Genomic DNA, 23,718 nt, shown 5'->3' on the forward strand with positions numbered 1-23,718 from the left:
ATTACCATTCGGCAAAATTTTTATAAGTACATAGATTTACTTAGTAGATGCCTGATTTAACAGGCCACAAAGCTGATGGGAGAGGACTGAATGAGCAATGACGGCGTGAATGCAGGCCGGCGTCGCTTCTTGGTAGCAGCCACATCCGTGGTGGGTGCTGCAGGAGCGGTGGGGGCTGCGGTCCCGTTCGTGGGGTCATGGTTTCCCAGTGCCAAGGCGAAAGCCGCAGGTGCACCGGTGAAAGTGAATGTCAGCAAAATCGAGCCAGGCCAGCAGATGATTGCTGAGTGGCGCGGTCAGCCGGTGTTCATCGTCCGCCGTACACAGGAAATCCTGGGGAATCTGAAAAAGATCGAGGGCCAGCTTTCTGACCCGACCTCCAAGAACTCGACACAACCGACTTACGTTGATCCGGAAACCCGTTCGATCAAACCTGAGGTTCTGCTGCTGATCGGTATCTGCACGCACCTGGGTTGCTCGCCGACATTCCGTCCCGAAGTGGCACCTGCCGATCTGGGCAAGGACTGGGTAGGCGGATATTTCTGCCCTTGCCACGGTTCCCACTACGATCTGGCTGGTCGCGTCTACAAGTCGCAACCTGCGCCTTTGAACCTGCCAGTTCCCCCGCATTCCTATGAGACCGATGACATCATTGTCGTTGGCGTCGATACGGAGAAAGCGTGATGAGCAAATTCATGGATTGGGTTGATGCGCGCTTTCCCGCCACAAAAATGTGGGAAGACCATCTCAGCAAGTATTACGCTCCGAAGAACTTCAACTTCTTCTACTTCTTTGGCTCCCTGGCGCTGCTCGTTCTGGTCAACCAGATCGTTACCGGTGTCTGGCTGACCATGAGCTATACCCCTTCGGCGGAAGAAGCCTTTGCTTCCGTCGAATACATCATGCGCGACGTCGAGTACGGCTCGATCCTGCGTCTGCTGCACTCCACTGGCGCTTCGGCGTTCTTCATCGTGGTCTATCTGCACATGTTCCGTGGCTTGCTCTACGGTTCGTACCAGAAGCCGCGTGAGCTGGTGTGGGTCTTCGGCATGCTGATCTACCTGGCATTGATGGCTGAAGCCTTCATGGGTTACCTGTTGCCGTGGGGTCAGATGTCTTACTGGGGCGCCCAGGTAATCATTTCGCTGTTCGGTGCGATTCCGGTCATCGGCGACGACCTGACCCAGTGGATCCGTGGTGACTACCTGATTTCCGGGATTACCCTCAACCGCTTCTTCGCCTTGCACGTCGTGGCTTTGCCTATCGTCATTCTTGGCCTGGTAGTGCTGCACGTTCTGGCACTGCACGAAGTCGGTTCGAACAACCCGGACGGTGTGGACATCAAGAAATACAAAGACGAAAACGGCGTACCGCTGGACGGCATTGCCTTCCACCCGTACTACACCGTGAAAGATATCGTCGGCGTGGTGGTGTTCCTGTTCATCTTCTGCTCGATCGTGTTCTTCTTCCCGGAAATGGGTGGTTACTTCCTCGAGAAGCCGAACTTCGAGCAAGCCAACCCGTTCAAGACGCCTGAGCACATTGCCCCGGTCTGGTACTTCACACCGTATTACGCGATTCTGCGGGCGGTTCCGGACAAGCTCCTGGGTGTTATCGCCATGGGCGCGGCCATTGCCGTGCTGTTCGTCCTGCCCTGGCTGGACCGTAGCCCGGTCAAATCCATGCGCTACAAGGGCTGGATGAGCAAGATCTGGCTCTGGGTGTTCTGCATTTCGTTCGTGATCCTGGGCGTGCTGGGCGTACTCGCTCCGACTCCGGGTCGTACGTTGCTGTCGCAGGTATGTACCTTCCTGTACTTCGCCTACTTCATTCTGATGCCGTTCTACACCAGGCTCGAGAAGACCAAACCGGTTCCGGAAAGGGTGACTGGCTGATGAAAAAACTATTTGCTGTTTTGATGCTTGCTGTGTTGCCAGTGTTCGCTTTCGCAGCTGGACAGGGTGGCCCGGAGCTGGAAAAAGTCGACATCGACGTTTCCGATAAAGCGGCCATGCAGGATGGTGCACGTACGTTCGCCAACTACTGCATGGGTTGTCACAGTGCCAAGTTCCAGCGGTATGAGCGTGTTGCCGATGACCTGGGCATTCCCCACGAGTTGATGCTGGAGAAGCTGGTTTTCACTGACGCCAAGATCGGCGATCACATGAACATCGGCATGCAACCGGCGGATGCCAAGGCCTGGTTTGGCGCGGCGCCTCCGGATCTGACCCTGGTTGCCCGGGTTCGCGGTACCGACTGGCTCTACGGCTACCTGAAGTCGTTCTACGAAGATCCGTCGCGCCCTTGGGGTGTGAACAACAAGGTCTTCCCGAACGTGGGTATGCCTAACGTCCTGGTCGGCCTGCAAGGTCGTCAGGTAGTCGGTTGCAAACAGGTTCAGATCGTCGAAGACGGCAAGAAGCAATATGATCCGTTGACGGGCACGCCGCTGACTCATGAAGCGTGCGATCAACTGACCATCGTGCCGAAAAGCGGTGCTCTGACCGAAGAGCAGTTCGATGAGAAGGTCAAGAATCTGGTAACCTTCCTGGCTTACTCGGCTAACCCGGTTAAGCTGCAACATCAGCGCATCGGTACATACGTTTTGCTGTACCTGGCGTTCTTCTTCGTATTTGCCTACTTGCTCAAGCGTGAATACTGGAAAGACGTGCACTGATAAAGCTTCAAGCTATTGCTGTTAATCGCGCGCGCCCAAGGGCGCCTCTGAAAGTGTAGCGAGCCTGGTGATCCAGCCGTTGCGAGAGGCGCCCTCTGGGCGCGCTCGTTTTTCCGTATCCGATAATTTCTACAAGCGAGGAGGATCGCCATGGGCGTGACCAATCGGTTGGCCTGTTACTCCGACCCCGCCGACCACTATTCCCACCGAGTGCGCATCGTACTGGCAGAGAAGGGTGTCAGCGCCGAGATCATTTACGTGGAAGCTGGACGCCAGCCACCTAAACTGATTGAAGTGAACCCTTACGGCAGCTTGCCCACCCTGGTCGATCGTGACCTGGCGTTGTGGGAGTCGACCGTGGTGATGGAATATCTGGATGAGCGTTACCCGCACCCGCCGCTACTGCCGGTTTATCCCGTGGCGCGTGCCAACAGCCGTCTGCTGATTCATCGAATCCAGCGTGACTGGTGTGGTCTGGTGGATCTGATCCTGGATTCGCGGACCAAGGAAGCGGCTCGTGCCGTGGCTCGTAAAGAGCTGCGCGAAAGCCTGACTGGCGTGTCGCCATTGTTCGCCGACAAGCCGTTTTTCCTCAGTGAGGAACAAAGTCTGGTGGATTGCTGCCTATTACCCATACTCTGGCGCTTGCCGATTTTGGGTATTGAACTGCCGCGGCCTGCCAAGCCGCTGCTTGATTACATGGAGCGCTCGTTTGCGCGTGAGGCTTTCCAGGCGAGTCTGTCTGGTGTCGAACGCGATATGCGCTAAGGCTTAAGGAGCCGTTATGAACTCCAGTCGTCCTTATCTGGTCCGCGCGCTCTATGAGTGGATTGTAGATAACGATTGCACCCCGCACATGCTGGTCAATTCCGAGTATCCGTCGGTGCAGGTGCCCCAGGGTTTTGCCAGTGACGGGCAGATTGTCCTGAACGTGTCGCCACAGGCCGTGCGTCATTTGCACATGGATAACGAGGCGGTCAGCTTCGAGGGGCGCTTTGGTGGCGTGCCGCACACCCTGTACGTGCCTATCGCATCGATCCTTGGCATTTACGCCCGGGAGAATGGCCAGGGCATGGTGTTTGATCTGGAATCGTCTGTAGATGACGAGGAAGAGATCGAGCCCGATGATGATATCCCGCCACCGGACAGTGAGCCGCCGCGTCCAAGCGGAAGGCCCAGCTTGAAGGTTGTGAAGTAATAAAAAAGGCGATCCGGATGGATCGCCTTTTTTATTACTGTAGGAGCCGGCTTGCTGGCGAAGGCGTCGGATCAGTCAATATCAATGTCGCCTGATACACCGCCATCGCCAGCAAGCTGGCTCCTACAGGCTCGCCCGATCAACATTTATCAATCGATGTACTCAAACAGCTTCACAATCTTCTGCACGCCGGAAACGCCCTGTACCAGGTTGGTCGCCTGTGCGGCTTCCTGTTTGGTCAGCAGGCCCAGCATGTAGACGATGCCGTTTTCAGTGATGACTTTGATGCGCGAGCCGGGAATGTTCGCATCGGCGAGCATCTGCGCCTTGATCTTGGTGGTCAGCCAGGCGTCGTTCTGGCGTGCCAGCAACGAAGAGGGGGCAATGACTTGCAGCTCGTTATGGACCTTCTTCACGCGCTGGACGGCGGCGGCGGCTTGTTCGGCCTTGGCCTTGAGGTCTGCGCGCGGCGTTTGCCCGGCGAGCAGCACCACCCCGTTGAAGCTGGAGACGACAATGTGCGAGTCCTTGTCCAGGCCAGGGTCGGCCTTGGCAATGTTCACGCCGACCTTGGTGTCGATCAGGGAGTCGTCGATCTTGCTGCCGAGTGTACGAGTGCCACGGTCATCATCAATCGGTGCTTCGCGGCTGGCATTCACCACCGAGGTGCAGCCGCTGATGCCTAGGCACAGGGTCAGGGCCAGTAGGCCAAGGCGATTAGGGGTCATTCTTCACTCCCGAACAATTGGCTGTCGATCAAATCACAAAGACAGTGGATCGCCAGCAGGTGGACTTCCTGGATACGTGCGGTGACGTTGGCCGGTACGCGAATCTCGACGTCTTCGGGCAGCAACAGGGACGCCATGCCGCCGCCGTCACGACCGGTCATTGCTACGACAATCATTTCGCGATCATGTGCGGCCTGGATCGCTTGAATTATGTTGGCCGAGTTACCGCTGGTGGAAATGGCCAGCAATACATCGCCCGGCTGGCCGAGTGCGCGAATCTGCTTGGAGAAGATTTCGTTGTAACTGTAATCGTTGGCGATCGAGGTGATCGTCGAACTGTCGGTGGTCAGGGCAATGGCAGGCAGGCTCGGGCGCTCGCGCTCAAAGCGATTGAGCAGCTCGGAAGAAAAATGCTGGGCGTCGCCGGCGGAGCCGCCGTTGCCGCAGGAAAGCATTTTGCCTTCGTTGAGCAGGGCGTTGACCATGACCTGGCTGGCTTGCTCGATGTGCGGTGCAAGTACTTCCATCGCCTGTTGCTTGGTGTCGATACTGGCCTGGAAAAGCTGGCGAATTCGGGATTGCATGTCCATCTGTGTGACCTTAATTAGCGCGGCTACCTGGCACATGAATGTGCAGCCCGCAAAGCAAAGAGCAAAAGTGTTGGGTGGTGGCGTTCGGTTCGGTCTGCAAGCGTTCAGCCGTCGAAGGCATTCTGCAGCCAGTTCAACTGATCGAGGTTGCTATCGATGGCGACCACGTCGAAGCGGCAAGGGGAATTGGCCCAACGCGATTCGCGCTGAAGAAAATACTGCGCGGCAAAAATCAGTTTCTGCCGTTTGCGCCCATCGATGCTATCGAGCGCGCCACCCCATTGAGTGTTTTTTCTGTAACGGACCTCAACGAATACTACTGTATCGCCATCTAGCATGACCAGATCAAGCTCGCCGCGTTTACACAGCCAGTTCTGCGCCACCAGGCGCAGACCTTGTTGTTGCAGATGCTCGAGCGCGTGGCGCTCGGCATCTTTACCGCTTTGCTGGCGTGACCTGTCGGGCATCAGCGAGGAGTGTCCGGCAGGCGTTGAACCTGGCCGTTGACGAACTCGGCCCAGGGCAGTTGACGCACCACACGCTGGCTCTGGGTCATGCCCAGACTACCCGATTGACCTTCGATGCGGCTGTCTGGCAGGGCCTTGAGTTGCCCCAGTCGCGGCGCCAGGCGATAGGCGTCGACGCCCATGGCGTACAGGCGGCCCAGGCTGCCGGCGGCTTGTGGCCATTGGGCTGCGACCTGGCGACGCAGTGGGTCATTGGCGTCCAGCAACCAAGGCGTTTCGCAAAAGCGAATGCCGTTCATGTCGTTGTACTGGTTCACGTCACCACTGGCGCTGAATACGTGGGAGGTGGCGTAGACCGGAACGTCGCCAGCGTATTGGAAGTTAAGGGTCGGTTTAATCTGCTGCGCCTGTTGCGGAGTGGCGGCCAGGAAGATGAATTCAATGTCCTGGCGGCGCGACGGCTGGGCGGCAACCTGGGAGCCAACGGTGCTTTGCAGGCTCTTGGCGCGGCCTTCGCTCTGGCGCAGCTGGAACATGTCGGCAATCTGCTGGGCCAGCTGCACTGGCTGGTCGACGCGTTCGGTGGCGACGATGGTGCCACCGTTGGCTTGCCAGTCCTGGCTGAACGCCTTCAGGACGCGGTCGCCCCATTCGCCTTTCGGCACCATGATGGCAGCGCGATGCAAGCCATCGGCACGGGCGCGGCGAGACACTTCGCGAGCTTCGTCTTCAGCCGCCAGGCCAAACTGGAATAGCTGTGCCGGGCCTTGCTCGCCTTCGCTGTAGTTCAGCGCCAGCGTGGTGATCGGCAGTTGCGGGCGAGTGCTGAGCTGTTTGACCAGCGGCTTTTCCAGCGGCCCGACGACCAGTTGCACGCCATCGGCCTGGGCCTTGCGATAGAACTCATCCATGGAGGTCAGGCGCGAGCTGTCGTAGAACTCGATGGCTGGCGGATTCTGCCCGGCTTGTTGCGCCTGGTAGTGAGCAGCCATGAAGCCGTCACGCAGCGCTTTGCCGACATTGGCCAACTGACCGTCCTGCGGCAGGAGCAAGGCGATCTTGCTCAGGGGCTGGCTGGCCAGCTCCTTGAGTTTGGTCAATGGCAGTGGCAGCTGAATGGCGGCCGGGTGTTTCGGGTTCTGTGCGCGCCAGTTATCAATGGCGGCTTGCTGTTGTTCCAGGGTTCCGGCGCTTTTCACCGCCAGTGCCAAGGCCATCCAGCCGCCGAGGTCGTCGGTGGTGGTGGGCTGCAATTGATCGGTCGGCAGCGAGGCGATCAAGGTCCAGATGGCTTCGTGGTTTTTGCTGGCCGCTTCACCGCTGAGCATCGGCGCGATAAAGATGCGTTCACGGGCCGCGGCCAGGGTTTGGCCATCGGCTTCAAGGGCGCGGGCGCGAACGGTGCCGGTGCGAACCTGTTGGTCCTCGGGCAGTTCGCCAAGACGCTGCAGGCTCGGGTGGCTCAAGGCGGTCAGTGCTGCCTTGGGCTGGTTGCGGGTCATGGCCAGTTCGGCCGCCAGGGTGCTGGCGAAGACCTGCGGGCCTGGCTTGAGTTGTTCGACCGGCACTTGTTGCAGGATTTGCGCGGATTGGCCGGCATTACCCTGGCGGTAAGCCAGGTCTGCCGCGCTCAGGCGCAGCAGGGCCGCATCTTCCGGCGATTTGCTCTGAGCGGCTTTGGCAAGCAGTTGCTCGATAGACGCATCCGGGGTCCGTGGAAGTTCGCCAAGGCTGGAGGAGGGCGAGCTGGCGCAAGCCGCCAGCAAGGCAGCGAGGCAGAGGGCAGATAACAGCCGCAGGCAAGCGATCATGTAAGCGTTCCTGATACTCGATCAAATTAGCGTGGAATTGTACCCAAGCACTGGCCGGGGCGCGATGTTACTGGCGTGAATCGATCAATTTAGCTCAAGCAAATATTGCGCAAGTGCACAAAACGTCGTTAAAACAGCGGATAGCGGCACGCATTGCAAGCGTCGCTACGCGGTACAATGTGGCTTTTTACCGAACATGAGGTATGCGTTTTGACTGCTCCAGGTGCTTTGAATTCCGCTGCTGGCTCGCTTTATGTGGTGGCGACGCCCATCGGCAACCTGGATGACATCAGTGCGCGTGCGCTGAAAATCCTGCGAGAAGTGGCGTTGATCGCCGCAGAAGATACCCGTCATTCCCAGCGACTGATGCAGCATTTCGGTATTTCCACCCCGCTGGCGGCCTGCCACGAGCACAACGAACGCGATGAAGGTAGTCGTTTTATTACCCGTCTGCTCGCTGGCGACAATGTGGCATTGATTTCCGATGCCGGCACACCACTGATTTCCGATCCGGGTTATCACCTGGTGCGTCAGGCGCGGGCTGCGGGCATCAATGTGGTGCCGGTTCCTGGTGCCTGCGCATTGATCGCGGCTTTGTCGGCAGCGGGTTTGCCGTCTGACCGATTCATTTTCGAAGGTTTCCTGCCGGCCAAGGCGGTGGGGCGCAGGGCGCGTCTGGAACTGGTAAAGGAAGAGCCGCGCACGCTGATTTTTTATGAGGCCCCGCACCGCATCCTGGAATGCCTGCAGGACATGGAGCTGGTTTTTGGTCCGCAGCGGCAGGCATTGCTGGCGCGGGAATTGACTAAAACCTTTGAAACACTCAAGGGCTTGCCGCTGGCTGAGCTGCGTGAGTTCGTGGAGTCCGACAGCAATCAGCAGCGCGGCGAGTGTGTGGTGCTGGTGGCGGGCTGGTCTGCCCCGGAATCGGAAGATGCCGTCAGCAGTGAGGCGATGCGCGTCCTCAACCTGTTGCTCGAAGAAATGCCCCTCAAGCGTGCGGCGGCTTTGGCGGCGCAAATAACCGGCGAGCGCAAGAATGTCCTGTATCAGATTGCCCTCGATAAGCAGAAGGCTGAGTAAAACCCGACGTGCAGGCGTGCTCAAGGGCGTTTAGCGCTTGTTCTTCGGCCTCTGTGCCGTTAACCTTCGCCGCGGAGAGTCGATCGGACAGTCGCTGCCCTCTATGAAAATTAGGGGGGGGAGGAAAGTCCGGGCTCCATAGGGCGAAGTGCCAGGTAATGCCTGGGAGGCGTGAGCCTACGGAAAGTGCCACAGAAAATAACCGCCTAAGCGCTTCGGCGCCGGTAAGGGTGAAAAGGTGCGGTAAGAGCGCACCGCACGTCTGGCAACAGTTCGTGGCTAGGTAAACCCCACTTGGAGCAAGACCAAATAGGGTCCCAAGGCGTGGCCCGCGCTGGGACCGGGTAGGTTGCTAAAGATGTCCAGTGATGGCCATCGTAGACGAATGACTGTTCAAGACAGAACCCGGCTTACAGATCGACTCTCCACCTTTTTTCTTTCCTCTGCTTAAATCATTAGGCAGGGTGTGGTGATGGCACTTTAGTCAGCACCGGCGACACTCGCGGTAGCTCGTTTCTCCCTCTTTTCAGAATCATAGGCAGGAGGGTTCGTGATACCGATTAGCTTGTGCAGGTAAAACCTCCAGGCGACTCCGTTTCCCCCCGTTTCAGAATCGTCGGCAGAGCACTTTCGTAATACCGAAAAAATCTTACTCTTAATAAATTACTTTAACTTCCGAACGCAGCCCCCTGTGCTGATTCAAGTTATCGGGCGGTTTCATCCGCCAGATTCTCGTTACCCCTCCTTTTATGCTCCTAAATCTCAGTTCTGTAAGGGTTTTCCTTTACCGCGCGCCTTGACGGTGTGGTGGGCGCATTCCTATAGTGTGCGCAAGTGGCGGAAAGTGGCATGAAGTGGGTTTTTTGAACTCAAAACGCTAGAATTTGGAGAAACGCTGACGTGTTTCGCGGAGCCAACGCTATCAGTCTCGATGCAAAGGGCCGTCTCGCCATGCCGAGCCGGTACCGTGACGAGCTCGTTTCGCGTAGTTCCGGTCAGCTGATCGTCACCATTGATGCCGTTGATCAATGTCTGTGCGTTTACCCGCTCGATGAGTGGGAAATCATTGAAACCAAACTGCGCGCACTGCCTTCGCTTCGCGAAGAGAACCGCCGCCTGCAACGTTTATTGATCGGTAATGCCGTCGACCTCGAACTCGATGGCAGCGGTCGTTTTCTGGTTCCACCGCGTCTTCGTGAATATGCCAAGTTGGATAAGCGCGTGATGTTGGTGGGGCAACTGAACAAGTTCCAGTTATGGGACGAGGATGCCTGGGATGCGGTTTCTGCCGATGACCTGGCTGCCATTCAACAACCGGGCGCGATGCCTGATGAACTGCGTGATTTGATCCTGTGACTATTGATAGCGGCTTTAACCACATCACCGTACTGCTTGACGAAGCCGTCGAGGCTCTCGCTGTACGCCCTGATGGCTGCTATCTGGACGGCACGTTCGGACGTGGCGGACACAGCCGGCTGATCCTGAGTCAGCTTGGCCCCGATGGTCGGTTGCTCGGATTCGACAAGGATCCACAAGCGATTGCCACCGGGCAGACGCTAGCGGCCGAAGACGGCCGCTTTGTCGTTGTGCAGCGCAGCTTTGCCGAACTCGGTGCGGAAGTCGCCGAGCGCGGCATGAACGGCAAGGTCAGCGGTGTCCTGCTTGACCTGGGTGTGTCTTCGCCGCAGCTCGACGACCCGGAGCGCGGTTTCAGTTTCCTCAACGATGGCCCGCTGGACATGCGCATGGACCCGTCCCGCGGGATCAGCGCCGCCGAATTCGTCAACACCGCACCGGTGGAAGAAATCGCCCGGGTGTTCAAGGAATACGGCGAAGAGCGGTTCTCCGGTCGCATGGCCCGTGCCGTGGCCGAGCGTCGCGACATCAAGCCGTTCGAGCGAACGGCCGATCTCGCCGAAGTTTTGAAGGTTGCCAACCCGGCGTGGGAAAAGGGCAAGAACCCGGCAACCCGCGCATTCCAGGGGTTGCGCATTCACGTCAACAACGAGCTGGGCGATCTGGAAGCCGGCCTCGAAGCCGCGCTGGAATGCCTGGAAGTCGGTGGCCGCCTGGTCGTCATCAGCTTCCATTCGCTGGAAGACCGCATCGTCAAACTGTTCATGCGCAAGCTGGTGAAAGGCGAAGCCGACAACCTGCCGCGCAACCTGCCGGTTCGGCATGTAGCTTTCGAACCGAAAGTCAAAGTCCATGGCAAAGCGCAGACGGCCTCCGACGCCGAACTCAAAGCCAACCCACGTTCCCGTAGCGCTGTCATGCGTGTGGCGGAGAAACTGCGGTGAGCAAGCTTTTCGCCAAGCCACTGCCCGGCGGAAGCTTTTTCATGCTGCTGTTGTTTGTCGGCGTGCTCGTGTCGGCGATCGGCGTGTCTTACAGCGCACACTGGAATCGCCAACTGCTCAATACGCTGTACGGCGAATTGAGCGTACGGGACAAGGCGCAGGCCGAGTGGGGCCGGCTGATTCTTGAACAGAGCACCTGGACGGCCCACAGCCGTATTGAAGTGTTGGCCACCGAACAACTGAAAATGCGCATTCCGGGCGCCGCCGAAGTGCAGATGGTGGCGCCATGATGAAACTCGAAGGGGCACTCTTTCCCTGGCGGTTCCGCGTGGTGTTGGGCTTGCTCGGCATCATGGTGGTGGCGATTGCCTGGCGCATCATCGATCTGCAGGTGGTCGACCGTGACTTCCTCAAGGGCCAGGGCGATGCGCGCAGCCTTCGTCATATTCCGATTCCGGCGCACCGTGGTCTGATCACCGACCGCAACGGTGAGCCCCTGGCCGTCAGTACCCCGGTCACCACGCTGTGGGCCAATGCCAAGGAAATGCAGCTGGAGAAAGGCAAGTGGCCGGCGCTGGCCGCTGCGCTGGGCCAAGACCCGAAAGCCCTGACCGAGCGCCTCGAAGCCCAGGCGAACAAGGAATTCATCTATCTGGTGCGTGGGCTGACGCCTGAGCAGGGTCAGGCCGTGCTCGATCTGAAAGTGCCAGGTGTCTACGGCATTGAAGAATTCCGGCGTTTTTACCCGGCCGGTGAGGTCACCGCCCATATGGTCGGTTTTACCGATATCGACGATCACGGGCGCGAAGGTATCGAACTGGCCTATGACGAATGGCTGGCCGGCGTCCCCGGCAAGCGTCAGGTGATCAAGGACCGGCGTGGCCGGCTGATCAAGGATGTCCAGGTCACCAAAAACGCCAAGGCCGGCAAGCCCTTGGCGTTGTCCATTGACCTGCGCCTGCAATACCTGGCCAACCGCGAACTGCGCAACGCGATCATCGAGAACGGTGCCAAGGCTGGCAGCCTGGTGATCATGGACGTCAAGACCGGCGAGATTCTCGCCATGGTCAACCAGCCGACCTTCAACCCGAACAACCGTCGCAACCTGCAACCGGCGATGATGCGTAACCGCGCAATGATCGACGTATTCGAGCCGGGTTCGACCATGAAGGCGATCTCCATGAGCGCCGCGATTGAGACCGGCCGCTGGAAACCGACCGACACTGTCGAGGTGTATCCGGGCTCCTTGCAGATTGGCAAGTACACCATCAAGGACGTATCCAAGACCGAAGGCCCGGTGCTCGACCTGACGGGCATCCTGATCAACTCCAGTAACGTCGGCATGAGCAAGATCGCGTTCGATATCGGTGGCGAGACGATTTACCGTCTCGCACAGAAAATCGGCCTCGGCCAGGACACCGGCCTCGGTTTCCCGGGTGAGCGTGTCGGCAACCTGCCGAACTACCGCGAATGGCGCAAGGCCGAGACCGCGACGTTGTCATATGGCTACGGTGTTTCCGTGACTGCCATCCAGTTGGTCCACGCCTTCTCGGCCCTGGCCAACAACGGTCGCCTCGCGCCACTGACCCTGATCAAGACCGACAAGGCGCCGCAAACCACCCAGGTACTGCCTGAAGCGGTCGCGAAAACCATGCAAACCATGCTGCAACAAGTGATCGAAGCCCCGCGCGGTGTGTTCCGCGCGCAGGTGCCGGCGTATCACGTGGGCGGCAAGTCGGGTACTGCGCGCAAGACTTCGGTCGGCACCAAAGGCTACGCCGTAAACTCCTATCGCTCGCTGTTCGCCGGTTTCGGCCCGATGAGCGATCCGCGTTACGCCATCGTGGTCGTGATCGATGAGCCGAGCAAGGCCGGTTACTACGGCGGCCTGGTATCCGCGCCGGTGTTCAGTCGGGTGATGTCGGGCACCTTGCGCCTGATGAACGTTACCCCGGACAACCTGCCACCTACTCAACAAGCGAACGCAACACCGGTCGTTCCGCTGAAAGCCAATGGAGGGCGCGGCTGATGTCTCTGAGCCTGAACAAGATATTCCCTCATGCCGGCCACGATCTGCTCATTCGCGAGCTCGCGCTCGACAGCCGCAAGGTGCGTGCGGGTGATCTGTTCCTCGCCGTACCGGGGGGCAAATTCGATGGCCGCGCGCACATTGACGACGCCTTGCAGCGTGGTGCCGCCGCCGTGGCCTATGAAGTTGAAGGCGCCACGGTATTACCGATCACTGATATACCGCTGATCCCGGTCAAAGGCCTGGCAGCGCAACTGTCGGACATCGCCGGGCGTTTTTATGGCGAGCCAAGTCATCATTTGAATATGGTCGGCGTGACCGGCACCAACGGTAAAACCAGCGTGACCCAACTGGTGGCCCAGGCACTTGACCTGCTCGGCCAGCATTGTGGTCTGGTTGGTACCCTCGGCTGCGGTTTCTACGGTGCGCTGGAAAGCGGCCTGCATACCACGCCGAACCCGATTGCCGTGCAGGCGACGTTGGGCGATCTGAAAAAGGCCGGCGCCAAGGCCGTGGCGATGGAGGTTTCTTCCCATGGTCTGGACCAGGGCCGTGTGACGGCATTGGCGTTCGATGTGGCGGTGATGACCAACCTGTCCCGTGACCATCTGGACTACCACGGCACCATGCAGGCCTACGGCGAAGCCAAGGCCAAGCTGTTTGCCTGGAATGATCTGAAATGCCGGGTGGTCAACCTCGATGATGATTTCGGTCGGCAGTTGGCCGCCGACAAGCGCGAGTCGCGTCTGATCACCTACAGCCTGGAAGACTCCGGCGCCTACCTGTATTGCCGTGAAGCGCAGTTCGACGATGAAGGTGTGCGCGCCACACTGGTTACGCCCCAAGGCGAACACCACCTGCGCAGTACCTTGCTCGGTCGCTTCAACCTGAGCAACGTACTGGCGGCTGTCGGTGCCTTGCTGGGCCTGGATTACGCGCTGGACGAAATCCTCAAGGTGCTGCCGAAACTCGAAGGCCCGGCCGGTCGCATGCAGCGTCTGGGTGGCGGTTCGCAACCTTTGGTGGTGGTCGACTACGCCCACACCCCGGATGCGCTGGAAAAAGTATTGCTGGCCCTGCGTCCCCACGCCAAGGGCCGTTTGCTGTGCCTGTTCGGCTGCGGCGGTGATCGCGATCGCGGCAAGCGCCCATTGATGGCTGAGGTGGTCGAGCGTCTGGCCGATGGCGTGCTGGTTACCGATGACAATCCGCGCACTGAAGACCCTGCAGTGATTTTCGACGACATCCGCGCCGGTTTCACCGCTGTGGATAAAGTGACCTTCGTTGCTGGACGCGGCCAGGCCATTGCCCAGCTTATCGCCGGCGCTTCGGCGGATGACGTGATTGTCCTGGCCGGTAAAGGTCATGAGGACTATCAGGAAATCAACGGTGAGCGCCATGCCTTCTCCGATCTGGTCGAGGCCGATCATGCCTTGACCGCGTGGGAGGTGGCCCATGCTTAAGGCCTTGAAGCTGAGCGAACTGACCGGGGCGCTGAATGCTCGTCTGCTGTCCGCCGATGCCGTTTTCGACGGCGTCAGCATCGACAGCCGCGCGATCCAGCCCGGTCAGCTGTTTATTGCCTTGAGTGGTCCGCGTTTCGACGGCCATGACTATCTGAATGAAGTCGCAGCCAAAGGCGCCGTGGCGGCGCTGGTCGAGCGTGAAGTCGCCAACAGTGCGCTGCCGCAATTGCTGGTCAGCGATACCCGCCAGGCCTTGGGCCAGTTGGGCGCGCTGAATCGCGCGGCCTACACCCAGCCAGTTGCGGCCGTCACCGGTTCCAGCGGCAAGACCACGGTCAAGGAGATGCTCGCGAGCATCCTGCGTACCCGTGGCCCAGTGCTGGCGACCCGCGGCAACCTGAACAACGACCTCGGCGTGCCGTTGACCCTGCTCGAACTGGCGCCGGAACACACCGCCGCCGTGATCGAACTCGGTGCTTCACGCCTGGGTGAAATTGCCTACACCGTCGGCATGACCAAGCCGCATGTGGCGATCCTCAACAATGCCGGGACCGCCCACGTGGGTGAGTTCGGCGGGCCGGACAAGATCGTCGAGGCCAAAGGCGAGATTATCGAAGGGCTGGGCGCTGATGGCGTCGCCGTTCTCAATCTCGATGACAAGGCGTTCGGCATCTGGAAGACCCGTGCCGCCGGTCGCAAAGTGCTGACGTTTGCGCTGAGCAATCTCAGCGCCGACTTCTACGCCAGCGACCTGGATCATGACGTCCGGGGTTGCCCGGCCTTCAATCTGCACAGCCCTGAAGGCGTGGAGCGCGTTCAACTGAACCTGCTCGGTACCCATAACGTCGCCAATGCCATGGCCGCCGCCGCTGCCGCGCACGCCCTGGGCGTGTCGCTGTCCGGCATTGCTGCCGGTCTTGGCGCGGTGCAGCCGGTCAAGGGGCGTACCGTTGCGCAACTGGCCAGCAATGGCATGCGCGTCATCGATGACACTTACAACGCAAACCCCACCTCCATGTGCGCAGCCGTTGATATACTGGCCGGCTTTTCCGGCCGCACCGTTCTGGTGCTCGGAGATATCGGCGAGTTGGGCGACTGGGCGGAGCAGGGCCACCGTGACGTGGGCGAATACGCCCGTGGCAAGGTTGATGCGCTCTATGCCGTTGGGCCAATGATGGCTCACGCCGTGAACGCTTTCGGTCCACAAGCCTTTCACTTCAGCACTCAGGCCGAGTTGATCAAGGCCCTGGGCGCCGAACAAGACACAAACACCACCATTTTGATCAAGGGTTCGCGCAGCGCTGCGATGGAAAACATCGTTGCCGCTTTGTGCGGGTCCAGTCCGGAGAAACATTAATGCTGCTGCTGCTAGCGGAGTATCTGCAACAGTTCTACAAAGGCTTCGCGGTCTTCCAGTACCTGACCCTGCGCGGGATTCTCGGTGTGCTGACCGCGCTGGTTTTGTCGCTGTGCTATGGCCCGTGGATGATCCGCACTCTGCAGAACCGTCAGATTGGTCAATCGGTTCGCAACGATGGCCCGCAGTCGCACCTCTCCAAGTCGGGTACGCCGACCATGGGCGGCGCGCTGATTCTGTCGTCCATCGGTGTCAGCACCTTGCTCTGGGCCGACCTGACCAACCGTTACGTCTGGGTCGTGCTGCTGGTGACCTTGCTGTTCGGCGCCATCGGCTGGGTCGACGACTATCGCAAAGTGATCGAGAAAAACTCCCGTGGCCTGCCGAGTCGCTGGAAGTATTTCTGGCAGTCGGTGTTTGGCCTGGGTGCGGCGATCTTCCTTTATATGACTGCTGCCACGCCGGTGGAAACCACCCTGATCCTGCCGATGCTCAAGGACTACAGCATTCCTCTGGGCGCAGGCTTCATCGTCCTGACTTATTTCGTGATCGTCGGTTCGAGCAACGCAGTCAACCTGACCGACGGCCTCGATGGCCTGGCAATCATGCCGACCGTGATGGTTGGCGGTGGCCTGGGGATCTTCTGCTACCTGTCGGGTAACGTGAAGTTCGCCGAATACCTGCTGATCCCTTACGTACCGGGCGCGGGTGAGCTGATCGTGTTCTGTGGCGCGCTGATCGGTGCCGGCCTGGGTTTCCTCTGGTTCAACACCTATCCGGCACAGGTTTTCATGGGTGACGTCGGCGCACTGGCGCTCGGCGCAGCCCTGGGCACCATCGCAGTGATCGTCCGTCAGGAAATCGTCCTGTTCATCATGGGCGGCGTGTTCGTGATGGAAACCCTGTCAGTCGTCATTCAGGTTGCCTCCTTTAAGCTGACCGGTCGCCGCGTATTCCGCATGGCGCCGATTCACCACCACTTTGAACTCAAGGGCTGGCCCGAGCCGCGCGTGATCGTCCGTTTCTGGATCATCACCGTGATTCTCGTACTGGTCGGCCTTGCCACCCTGAAGCTGAGGTAGAAACTCGTGTCTCTGATCGCTTCTGACCACTTCCGCATCGTTGTCGGCCTCGGCAAGAGCGGCATGTCCCTGGTTCGCTTCCTGGCGAACCGGGGCGTGGCGTTTGCTGTGGCCGATACGCGGGAAAATCCACCGGAACTGGCCACGCTCAGGCGTGACTATCCGCACGTGGAAGTGCGTTGTGGCGAGCTGGATGTCGAATTCCTGTGCCGCGCCGACGAGCTCTACGTCAGCCCCGGCCTGGCGCTGGCGACCCCGGCCCTGCAGGCTGCTGCTGCCCGTGGCGTGAAACTGTCCGGCGACATCGAGCTGTTCGCGCGTAACGCGAAGGCGCCGATCGTGGCCATCAGCGGCTCCAACGCGAAAAGCACCGTGACCACCCTGGTCGGCGAAATGGCGGCTGCGGCCGGCAAACGCGTCGCCGTCGGCGGCAACCTCGGCACACCGGCGTTGGACCTGCTGGATGATGACGTCGAGCTGTACGTGATGGAGTTGTCGAGTTTCCAGCTGGAAACCACCGATCAACTCAACGCCGAAGTGGCGACCGTACTCAACATCAGCGAAGACCACATGGACCGCTACAGCGGCCTGCCGGCCTATCACCTGGCCAAGCACCGGATTTTCCGTGGTGCGAAGCAGTTTGTGGTCAACCGTCAGGATGCGCTCAGTCGCCCATTGATAGGCGAGGGCCAGCCGTGCTGGACCTTCGGCCTGGGTAAACCGGATTTCAAGGCCTTTGGCCTGCGCGAAGAAGGTGGCGAGAAGTACCTGGCCTTCGAATTCCAGAACCTGATGCCGGTGCGCGATCTGAAAATTCGTGGCGCGCACAACCAGTCCAACGCCCTGGCAGCGTTGGCGCTCGGGCACGCAGTCGGCTTGCCGTTCGACGCCATGCTCGCGGCCCTGCGCAACTTCGCCGGCCTCGAACATCGCTGCCAGTGGGTGCGTGATCTGGATGGCGTTGGCTATTACAACGACTCCAAAGCGACCAACGTCGGTGCCGCTCTTGCAGCCATCGAAGGCCTGGGCGCGGACATCGACGGCAAGATCGTGCTGATCGCCGGTGGCGACGGCAAGGGCGCTGAGTTCAATGACCTGCGTGATCCGGTGGCGGCCAACTGCCGCGCCGTGATCCTGATGGGCCGCGACTCCGACAAGATCGGTGGAGCCATTGGCGACGCCGTACCGCTGATCCGCACCGCTTCGCTGGTCGACGCCGTGGAGCAATGCCGCGCTGCCGCGCAACCGGGTGATGTGGTGCTGCTGTCACCGGCCTGCGCCAGTTTCGACATGTTCAAGAACTACGAAGACCGTGGTCACCAGTTCGTCCGCGCCGTGGAGGATCTGGCATGAGCCTGCTGAGCATCATCAAGCCTTATCCGTCGCCGCTCATCACCGGGCGGGGCATCGACCTCGACTTCCCGATGCTCGCCGGCTGCCTGACCTTGCTCGGCCTGGGGCTGATCATGATCGCCTCGGCATCGACCGAAGTGGCGGCGGTGCAGTCCGGCAGCGCGCTCTACTACATGATTCGCCACCTTATTTATGTCGTGCTCGGTCTTGGCGCCTGCATCGTCACCATGATGATCCCTATCGCCACCTGGCAGCGCCTGGGCTGGATGATGTTGCTGGGGGCATTCGGCTTGCTGGTGATGGTGATCATCCCGGGAATCGGTCGTGAAGTGAACGGTTCGATGCGCTGGATCGGCTTCAGTTTCTTCAACGTTCAGCCTTCCGAGATCGCCAAGGTGTTCGTGGTGATCTACCTCGCTGGCTATCTGGTGCGTCGCCAGAAAGAAGTGCGGGAAAGCTGGATGGGCTTCTTCAAGCCGTTCATCGTCTTGCTGCCGATGGCAGGGCTGTTGCTGATGGAGCCGGACTTCGGTGCCACCGTCGTGATGATGGGGGCCGCAGCGGCGATGCTGTTCCTTGGCGGGGTCGGGCTGTTCCGTTTTTCCCTGATGGTAGTGCTTGCCGTCGGCGCGGTGGTGTTGCTGATTCAGATGCAGCCGTATCGAATGGCGCGCCTGACCAACTTTGCCGACCCCTGGGCCGACCAGTTCGGTGCCGGCTATCAGCTGTCGCAAGCATTGATCGCTTTTGGTCGCGGCGAATGGCTGGGCGTTGGCCTGGGCAACAGCGTGCAGAAACAGTTTTACCTGCCCGAAGCCCACACTGACTTCGTGTTCTCGGTCCTGGCCGAAGAACTGGGGGCCGTGGGTTCTTTGTGCACGGTCGCGCTGTTCGTTTTCGTCTGCATTCGCGGCATGTACATCGGCTTGTGGGCCGAGAAGGCCAAGCAGTTCTTCGCCGCCTATGTCGCCTACGGTTTGTCGTTCCTGTGGATTGGCCAGTTCCTGATCAACATCGGAGTGAACGTCGGCTTGCTGCCGACCAAAGGCCTGACACTGCCGTTCCTGAGCTATGGCGGTAGTTCGCTGGTGGTCTGCTGTGCCTGTCTCGGCTTGTTGCTGCGCATCGAATGGGAGAGTCGGACTCATCTGGGCAGCGAAGAGATGGAGTTCCATGAGAGTGACTTCGCCGAGGAGCCGAACCATGGGCGCTAACGTCATGATCATGGCCGGCGGCACCGGTGGTCACGTATTCCCGGCGCTGGCTTGCGCCCGGGAATTTCAGGCGCGCGGCTACACCGTGCACTGGCTAGGCACACCACGTGGAATCGAGAACGATCTGGTCCCGGCGGCCGGTATCGAACTGCACCGGATCAACGCCAGCGGCCTGCGTGGCAAGGGCAAGCTGTCCCTGCTCAAGGCACCGTTCATGTTGCTCAAGTCGATCTGGCAGGCGCGGGCGATCATTCGTCGGCTACGGCCGGTGTGCGTGGTCGGCTTTGGTGGTTATGTGACCGGTCCTGGTGGTGTTGCCGCCAAACTGGCCGGCGTGCCGGTGATTGTTCACGAGCAGAACGCCGTCGCCGGTACCGCCAATCGGTTGCTGGTGCCGTTGGCCGCCCGAGTCTGTGAAGCGTTCCCCGACACCTTTACCCTGTCGAACAGCCGTCGGACCACCGGTAACCCGGTGCGCACCGAGCTGTTCCTCGAAACACCGCGACCAGCCTTGGCCGGTCGCAAGGCGCGTTTACTGATCCTGGGCGGAAGTCTGGGCGCAGAGCCGTTGAACAAGTTGCTGCCTGAAGCCCTGTCGCAAGTCGCCGTCGACCTGCGCCCGGAAGTGTTCCATCAGGCCGGCAAAAACCACGATGAAGTGACTGCAGAGCGCTATCGCGCGGCTGGCGTCGAGGCGCAGGTGCAGCCTTTCATCAAAGACATGGCCCAAGCCTATGGCTGGGCCGACCTGGTGGTGTGCCGCGCAGGCGCGCTGACCATCAGCGAACTGGCTGCCGCCGGTCTGCCCTCGATGCTGGTGCCCTTGCCCCATGCGATCGACGATCACCAGACCCGCAATGCCGATTATTTGGCCCGTGAAGGCGCTGCCTTCCTGATGCCACAAAGAACGACTGGCGCAGCGGATCTTGCCGCTCGCCTGACAGAGGTCCTGATGCAACCACAACGTCTCAACGATATGGCCACTGCGGCACGCCGCCTGGCCAAACCCGATGCCACCCGTAACGTGGTCGATACCTGTCTGGAGGTGGTCCATGGTTGAGAATCAGAAAGCCATGCCACAACCGGAAATGCGCCGTATCCGTCGCATCCACTTCGTCGGTATCGGCGGCGTGGGCATGTGCGGGATTGCCGAAGTGCTGTTGAACCTGGGCTATGAAGTGTCCGGTTCCGACCTGAAGGCTTCGCCGGTCACCGAACGCCTGGAATCCTTCGGCGCGCAGATTTTCATCGGCCACCGTGCCGAGAATGCCGCCACCGCCGACGTGCTGGTGGTGTCGAGTGCCGTGAACACGTCCAACCCGGAAGTCGCTACCGCGCTGGAACGCCGCATCCCGGTGGTGCCGCGCGCCGAAATGCTGGCTGAGCTGATGCGCTATCGCCACGGCATCGCCGTCGCCGGTACCCACGGCAAAACCACCACCACCAGCCTGATCGCTTCGGTGTTCGCCGCCGGCGGCCTGGACCCGACCTTCGTCATCGGTGGCCGCCTGAACGCTGCGGGCACCAATGCCCAGCTCGGTACCAGCCGTTACCTGATCGCCGAAGCCGACGAAAGCGACGCCAGTTTCCTGCACTTGCAGCCGCTGGTGGCCGTGGTCACCAACATCGACGCCGATCACATGGCGACCTACGACGGTGACTTCAACAAACTGAAGAAAACCTTCGTCGAGTTCCTCCACAACCTGCCGTTCTATGGTCTGGCCGTGGTGTGCCTGGATGATCCGGTGGTTCGCGAGATCCTGCCGCAGGTCAAACGCCCGGCGGTCACCTATGGCTTCGGCGAAGACTGCGACGTACGCGCCATCAACGTTCGCCAGCAAGGCATGCAGACATTCTTTACCGTCCTGCGCCCTGAGCGCGAGCCGCTGGATGTCTCGGTGAACATGCCGGGCAACCACAACGTACTCAATGCCCTGGCCACCATCTGCATCGCCACTGACGAAGGCGTCAGCGATGAAGCCATTGTTCAGGGGCTGTCGGGATTCCAGGGTGTCGGTCGACGCTTCCAGGTCTATGGCGAACTGCCGGTCGAGGGCGGCAACGTGATGCTGGTCGACGACTACGGCCACCACCCGACCGAAGTCGCGGCAGTGATCAAGGCCGTACGCGGTGGCTGGCCGGAGCGCCGTCTGGTGATGGTTTACCAGCCGCATCGTTACAGCCGCACTCGTGACCTGTACGACGATTTCGTCAATGTACTGGCCGACGCCAATGTGTTGCTGCTGATGGAAGTCTATCCGGCCGGCGAAGAGCCGATCCCGGGGGCCGACAGCCGCAAGCTGTGTAACAGCATCCGTCAGCGCGGCCAGCTTGATCCGATCTATATCGAGCGTGGGGTCGACCTTGCACCGCTGGTCAAGCCGTTGCTGCGTGCCGGCGACATCCTGCTGTGCCAGGGCGCGGGTGATATCGGCGGTCTTGCACCGAAATTGTTGAAAAGTGAGTTGTTCGCCGGCGCCGTGGCGGCGTCGGTCGAGGGGAAGTTGAAATGACTGCTGCCTACACCAACCTGTTCTCCACCATCGCGCCGAAAGATTTCGGCCGTGTAGCCGTGCTGTTCGGCGGCAAGAGCGCCGAACGTGAAGTGTCGCTGAAGTCGGGTAACGCTGTGCTCTCGGCGCTGCAAAGCGCCGGCGTGGATGCGTTCGGCCTCGATGTCGGCGATGACCTGCTGCAGCGTCTGCTGAACGAAAAGATCGACCGCGCCTTCATCATCCTCCACGGTCGTGGCGGTGAAGATGGCAGCATGCAAGGCCTGCTCGAATGCCTGGGCATTCCGTACACCGGCAGCGGCATCCTCGCTTCCGCCTTGGCCATGGACAAACTGCGTACCAAGCAGGTCTGGCACAGCCTGGGCATTCCAACGCCACGTCACTCGGTACTGAGCAGCGAGGCCGATTGTATTTCGGCAGCGACGGAACTGGGCTTCCCTTTGATCGTCAAACCGGCCCATGAAGGTTCAAGTATCGGTATGGCCAAAGTGACTTCCACGTCGGAATTGATCGACGCCTGGAAAGCGGCCAGTACCTACGATTCGCAAGTGTTGGTCGAGCAATGGATCCATGGTCCGGAGTTCACCATCGCCACCCTGCGTGACCAGGTGTTGCCACCGATTGCCCTGGGTACGCCGCACACTTTCTACGATTACGACGCCAAGTACATCGCCAACGATACCCAGTACCGCATTCCGTGCGGGCTGGACAGCGCCAAGGAAAAGGAACTCATGGACCTCACGGCGAAAGCTTGCGAGGCGCTGGGTATCGCCGGTTGGGGCAGGGCAGACGTGATGCAGGACGCCGACGGGCAGTTCTGGTTCCTGGAAGTCAACACCGCACCGGGCATGACCGATCACAGCCTGGTGCCGATGGCGGCCCGTGCCGCCGGTCTGGATTTCCAGCAACTGGTTCTGGCCATTCTGGCCGAGAGCTTCGGCAAGCAAGAGCCGCGAGGTTAAGACCATGCAAGGCGCACAGCTACGTCATCAGCCTACCGCACCGACCGGCCGCAAGCCGGTACCGCGGGGTGCCAGCCGAATGGTGGCCAAAGAGCCGATGTCCGCGCGCCTGCCCAAAGCCAATTTCGGTTTTCTCAAAGCGTTGTTCTGGCCGGTGCTGCTGGTGGCGCTGGGGTTCGGTACTTACGAAGGCGCGCAACGGTTGCTGCCGTATGCCGATCGGCCGATCACGAAGATTAACGTGCAAGGCGACCTGAGTTACATCAGCCAGCAAGCGGTACAGCAGCGGATCGCCCCGTTCGTGGCGTCGAGCTTCTTCACCATCGACCTGGCAAGCATGCGCACCGAGCTGGAACAGATGCCATGGATTGCCCACGCCGAAGTGCGGCGGGTGTGGCCGGATCAAGTGGTGATCCGCCTGGAAGAACAGCTGCCGGTAGCCCGTTGGGGTGACGAGTCGCTGTTGAACAACCAGGGACAGGCGTTCACCCCGCGCGAGTTGGCCAATTATGAACACTTGCCGCAGTTGTTCGGTCCACAGCGGGCTCAACAGCAAGTGATGCAGCAGTATCAGGTGCTGAGCCAGATGCTCAGGCCACTGGGTTTCTCGATTGCACGCCTGGAGTTGCGTGAACGCGGCAGCTGGTTCCTGACCACCGGCCCCGGCAGTGCCGGCCCGGGGATCGAACTGCTGCTGGGACGCGGCAAGCTGGTGGAAAAGATGCGCCGCTTCATTGCCATCTACGACAAGACGCTTAAAGAACAGATTACGAACATTGCGCGCATCGATCTGCGCTATGCCAACGGCCTTGCTGTTGGCTGGCGGGAACCTGTAGCGCCCACGGCAGCCCAACCCGCTGTCGCGAAGAATTAAGAAGAGGCAGGACC

General features: G+C 60.1%; 23 protein-coding genes and 1 other RNA gene. 20 read left to right on the forward strand and 4 right to left on the reverse strand.

What is annotated here, in order from left to right; genetic code table 11:
* The first annotated feature begins 90 nt into the window (after positions 1–90).
* From petA to ASE98_RS00410, 5 genes are all read left to right on the forward strand, one after another.
* Positions 91–684 carry a ubiquinol-cytochrome c reductase iron-sulfur subunit gene (gene petA, locus ASE98_RS00390; RefSeq protein WP_034149537.1) on the forward strand — a complete coding sequence of 198 codons (594 nt, stop codon included), beginning with the start codon at positions 91–93 and terminating at the stop codon, positions 682–684.
* The gene (locus ASE98_RS00395) at positions 684–1,895 is read left to right on the forward strand and encodes a cytochrome b (protein WP_060539469.1); all 1,212 of its coding nucleotides are present in this window, start codon (positions 684–686) and stop codon (positions 1,893–1,895) included. Before petA ends, ASE98_RS00395 begins: the two co-directional genes overlap by 1 nt.
* Complete coding sequence (locus ASE98_RS00400) at positions 1,895–2,677, forward strand: cytochrome c1 (RefSeq protein ID WP_060539470.1); 783 nt, start codon at positions 1,895–1,897, stop codon at positions 2,675–2,677. Before ASE98_RS00395 ends, ASE98_RS00400 begins: the two co-directional genes overlap by 1 nt.
* Positions 2,678–2,827: 150 nt before the next feature.
* Positions 2,828–3,445, forward strand: a complete 618-nt coding sequence (locus ASE98_RS00405) for a glutathione S-transferase N-terminal domain-containing protein (protein ID WP_060539471.1) — start codon at positions 2,828–2,830, stop codon at positions 3,443–3,445.
* 16 nt (positions 3,446–3,461) lie between these two features.
* The gene (locus ASE98_RS00410) at positions 3,462–3,875 is read left to right on the forward strand and encodes a ClpXP protease specificity-enhancing factor (RefSeq protein WP_060539472.1); all 414 of its coding nucleotides are present in this window, start codon (positions 3,462–3,464) and stop codon (positions 3,873–3,875) included.
* A 149-nt stretch (positions 3,876–4,024) separates the two neighbouring features.
* Here the strand turns inward: ASE98_RS00410 and ASE98_RS00415 are convergent, their stop codons facing one another.
* From ASE98_RS00415 to ASE98_RS00430, 4 genes are all read right to left on the reverse strand, one after another.
* Positions 4,025–4,603, reverse strand: coding sequence for a BON domain-containing protein (locus tag ASE98_RS00415; RefSeq protein ID WP_060539473.1), 579 nt, complete (start codon positions 4,601–4,603; stop codon positions 4,025–4,027).
* Positions 4,600–5,193: a phosphoheptose isomerase gene (locus ASE98_RS00420; RefSeq protein WP_028624534.1), complete on the reverse strand. Its 594-nt coding sequence runs from the start codon at positions 5,191–5,193 to the stop codon at positions 4,600–4,602. The genes ASE98_RS00415 and ASE98_RS00420 overlap by 4 nt, the downstream gene beginning before the upstream one ends.
* 104 nt (positions 5,194–5,297) lie before the next feature.
* Entirely contained in the window at positions 5,298–5,660 is a 363-nt protein-coding gene (locus ASE98_RS00425) for a YraN family protein (RefSeq protein WP_060539474.1), read from the reverse strand.
* Positions 5,660–7,471 carry a penicillin-binding protein activator gene (locus ASE98_RS00430; protein ID WP_060539475.1) on the reverse strand — a complete coding sequence of 604 codons (1,812 nt, stop codon included), beginning with the start codon at positions 7,469–7,471 and terminating at the stop codon, positions 5,660–5,662. The genes ASE98_RS00425 and ASE98_RS00430 overlap by 1 nt, the downstream gene beginning before the upstream one ends.
* 177 nt (positions 7,472–7,648) lie before the next feature.
* Between ASE98_RS00430 and rsmI the strand changes: the two genes are divergently transcribed.
* The 15 genes from rsmI to ASE98_RS00505 all read left to right on the forward strand — a co-directional run bounded on the left by rsmI (position 7,649) and on the right by ASE98_RS00505 (position 23,704).
* Complete coding sequence (rsmI, locus tag ASE98_RS00435) at positions 7,649–8,554, forward strand: 16S rRNA (cytidine(1402)-2'-O)-methyltransferase (RefSeq protein ID WP_177336929.1); 906 nt, start codon at positions 7,649–7,651, stop codon at positions 8,552–8,554.
* A 75-nt stretch (positions 8,555–8,629) separates the two neighbouring features.
* Positions 8,630–8,983: RNase P RNA component class A (gene rnpB, locus ASE98_RS00440), an RNA gene on the forward strand.
* Between the two features lie 471 nt (positions 8,984–9,454).
* Complete coding sequence (gene mraZ, locus ASE98_RS00445; protein WP_060539477.1) at positions 9,455–9,910, forward strand: division/cell wall cluster transcriptional repressor MraZ; 456 nt, start codon at positions 9,455–9,457, stop codon at positions 9,908–9,910.
* Entirely contained in the window at positions 9,907–10,854 is a 948-nt protein-coding gene (rsmH, locus tag ASE98_RS00450; protein ID WP_060539478.1) for a 16S rRNA (cytosine(1402)-N(4))-methyltransferase RsmH, read from the forward strand. Before mraZ ends, rsmH begins: the two co-directional genes overlap by 4 nt.
* Positions 10,851–11,144 (forward strand): cell division protein FtsL, encoded by a 294-nt coding sequence (gene ftsL, locus ASE98_RS00455; RefSeq protein ID WP_032834661.1) that lies wholly within the window; start codon positions 10,851–10,853, stop codon positions 11,142–11,144. Before rsmH ends, ftsL begins: the two co-directional genes overlap by 4 nt.
* Positions 11,144–12,883, forward strand: coding sequence for a peptidoglycan D,D-transpeptidase FtsI family protein (locus ASE98_RS00460; protein WP_177336934.1), 1,740 nt, complete (start codon positions 11,144–11,146; stop codon positions 12,881–12,883). The genes ftsL and ASE98_RS00460 overlap by 1 nt, the downstream gene beginning before the upstream one ends.
* On the forward strand, positions 12,883–14,346 hold the full coding sequence (locus tag ASE98_RS00465) for a UDP-N-acetylmuramoyl-L-alanyl-D-glutamate--2,6-diaminopimelate ligase (RefSeq protein WP_060539480.1): 1,464 nt from the start codon (positions 12,883–12,885) through the stop codon (positions 14,344–14,346). Before ASE98_RS00460 ends, ASE98_RS00465 begins: the two co-directional genes overlap by 1 nt.
* Positions 14,339–15,706, forward strand: coding sequence for a UDP-N-acetylmuramoyl-tripeptide--D-alanyl-D-alanine ligase (locus tag ASE98_RS00470; RefSeq protein ID WP_060539481.1), 1,368 nt, complete (start codon positions 14,339–14,341; stop codon positions 15,704–15,706). The genes ASE98_RS00465 and ASE98_RS00470 overlap by 8 nt, the downstream gene beginning before the upstream one ends.
* Positions 15,706–16,788: a phospho-N-acetylmuramoyl-pentapeptide-transferase gene (gene mraY, locus ASE98_RS00475; RefSeq protein WP_008005012.1), complete on the forward strand. Its 1,083-nt coding sequence runs from the start codon at positions 15,706–15,708 to the stop codon at positions 16,786–16,788. The genes ASE98_RS00470 and mraY overlap by 1 nt, the downstream gene beginning before the upstream one ends.
* Before the next feature lie 6 nt (positions 16,789–16,794).
* A complete protein-coding gene (murD, locus tag ASE98_RS00480; RefSeq protein ID WP_060539482.1) occupies positions 16,795–18,141 on the forward strand; it encodes a UDP-N-acetylmuramoyl-L-alanine--D-glutamate ligase in 1,347 nt (448 codons plus the stop codon).
* Positions 18,142–18,143: 2 nt separating this feature from the next.
* Positions 18,144–19,355 (forward strand): putative lipid II flippase FtsW, encoded by a 1,212-nt coding sequence (gene ftsW / locus ASE98_RS00485; RefSeq protein WP_177336935.1) that lies wholly within the window; start codon positions 18,144–18,146, stop codon positions 19,353–19,355.
* A complete protein-coding gene (gene murG, locus ASE98_RS00490) occupies positions 19,345–20,415 on the forward strand; it encodes an undecaprenyldiphospho-muramoylpentapeptide beta-N-acetylglucosaminyltransferase (RefSeq protein ID WP_060539484.1) in 1,071 nt (356 codons plus the stop codon). The genes ftsW and murG overlap by 11 nt, the downstream gene beginning before the upstream one ends.
* A complete protein-coding gene (gene murC / locus ASE98_RS00495) occupies positions 20,408–21,868 on the forward strand; it encodes a UDP-N-acetylmuramate--L-alanine ligase (RefSeq protein WP_060539485.1) in 1,461 nt (486 codons plus the stop codon). The genes murG and murC overlap by 8 nt, the downstream gene beginning before the upstream one ends.
* Positions 21,865–22,830 (forward strand): D-alanine--D-alanine ligase, encoded by a 966-nt coding sequence (locus ASE98_RS00500; protein WP_060539486.1) that lies wholly within the window; start codon positions 21,865–21,867, stop codon positions 22,828–22,830. Before murC ends, ASE98_RS00500 begins: the two co-directional genes overlap by 4 nt.
* Positions 22,831–22,834: 4 nt before the next feature.
* On the forward strand, positions 22,835–23,704 hold the full coding sequence (locus ASE98_RS00505; protein WP_060539487.1) for a cell division protein FtsQ/DivIB: 870 nt from the start codon (positions 22,835–22,837) through the stop codon (positions 23,702–23,704).
* Positions 23,705–23,718: the final 14 nt, after the last annotated feature.

The sequence above is a fragment of the Pseudomonas sp. Leaf48 genome, from assembly GCF_001421885.1.
GTDB lineage: Bacteria > Pseudomonadota > Gammaproteobacteria > Pseudomonadales > Pseudomonadaceae > Aquipseudomonas.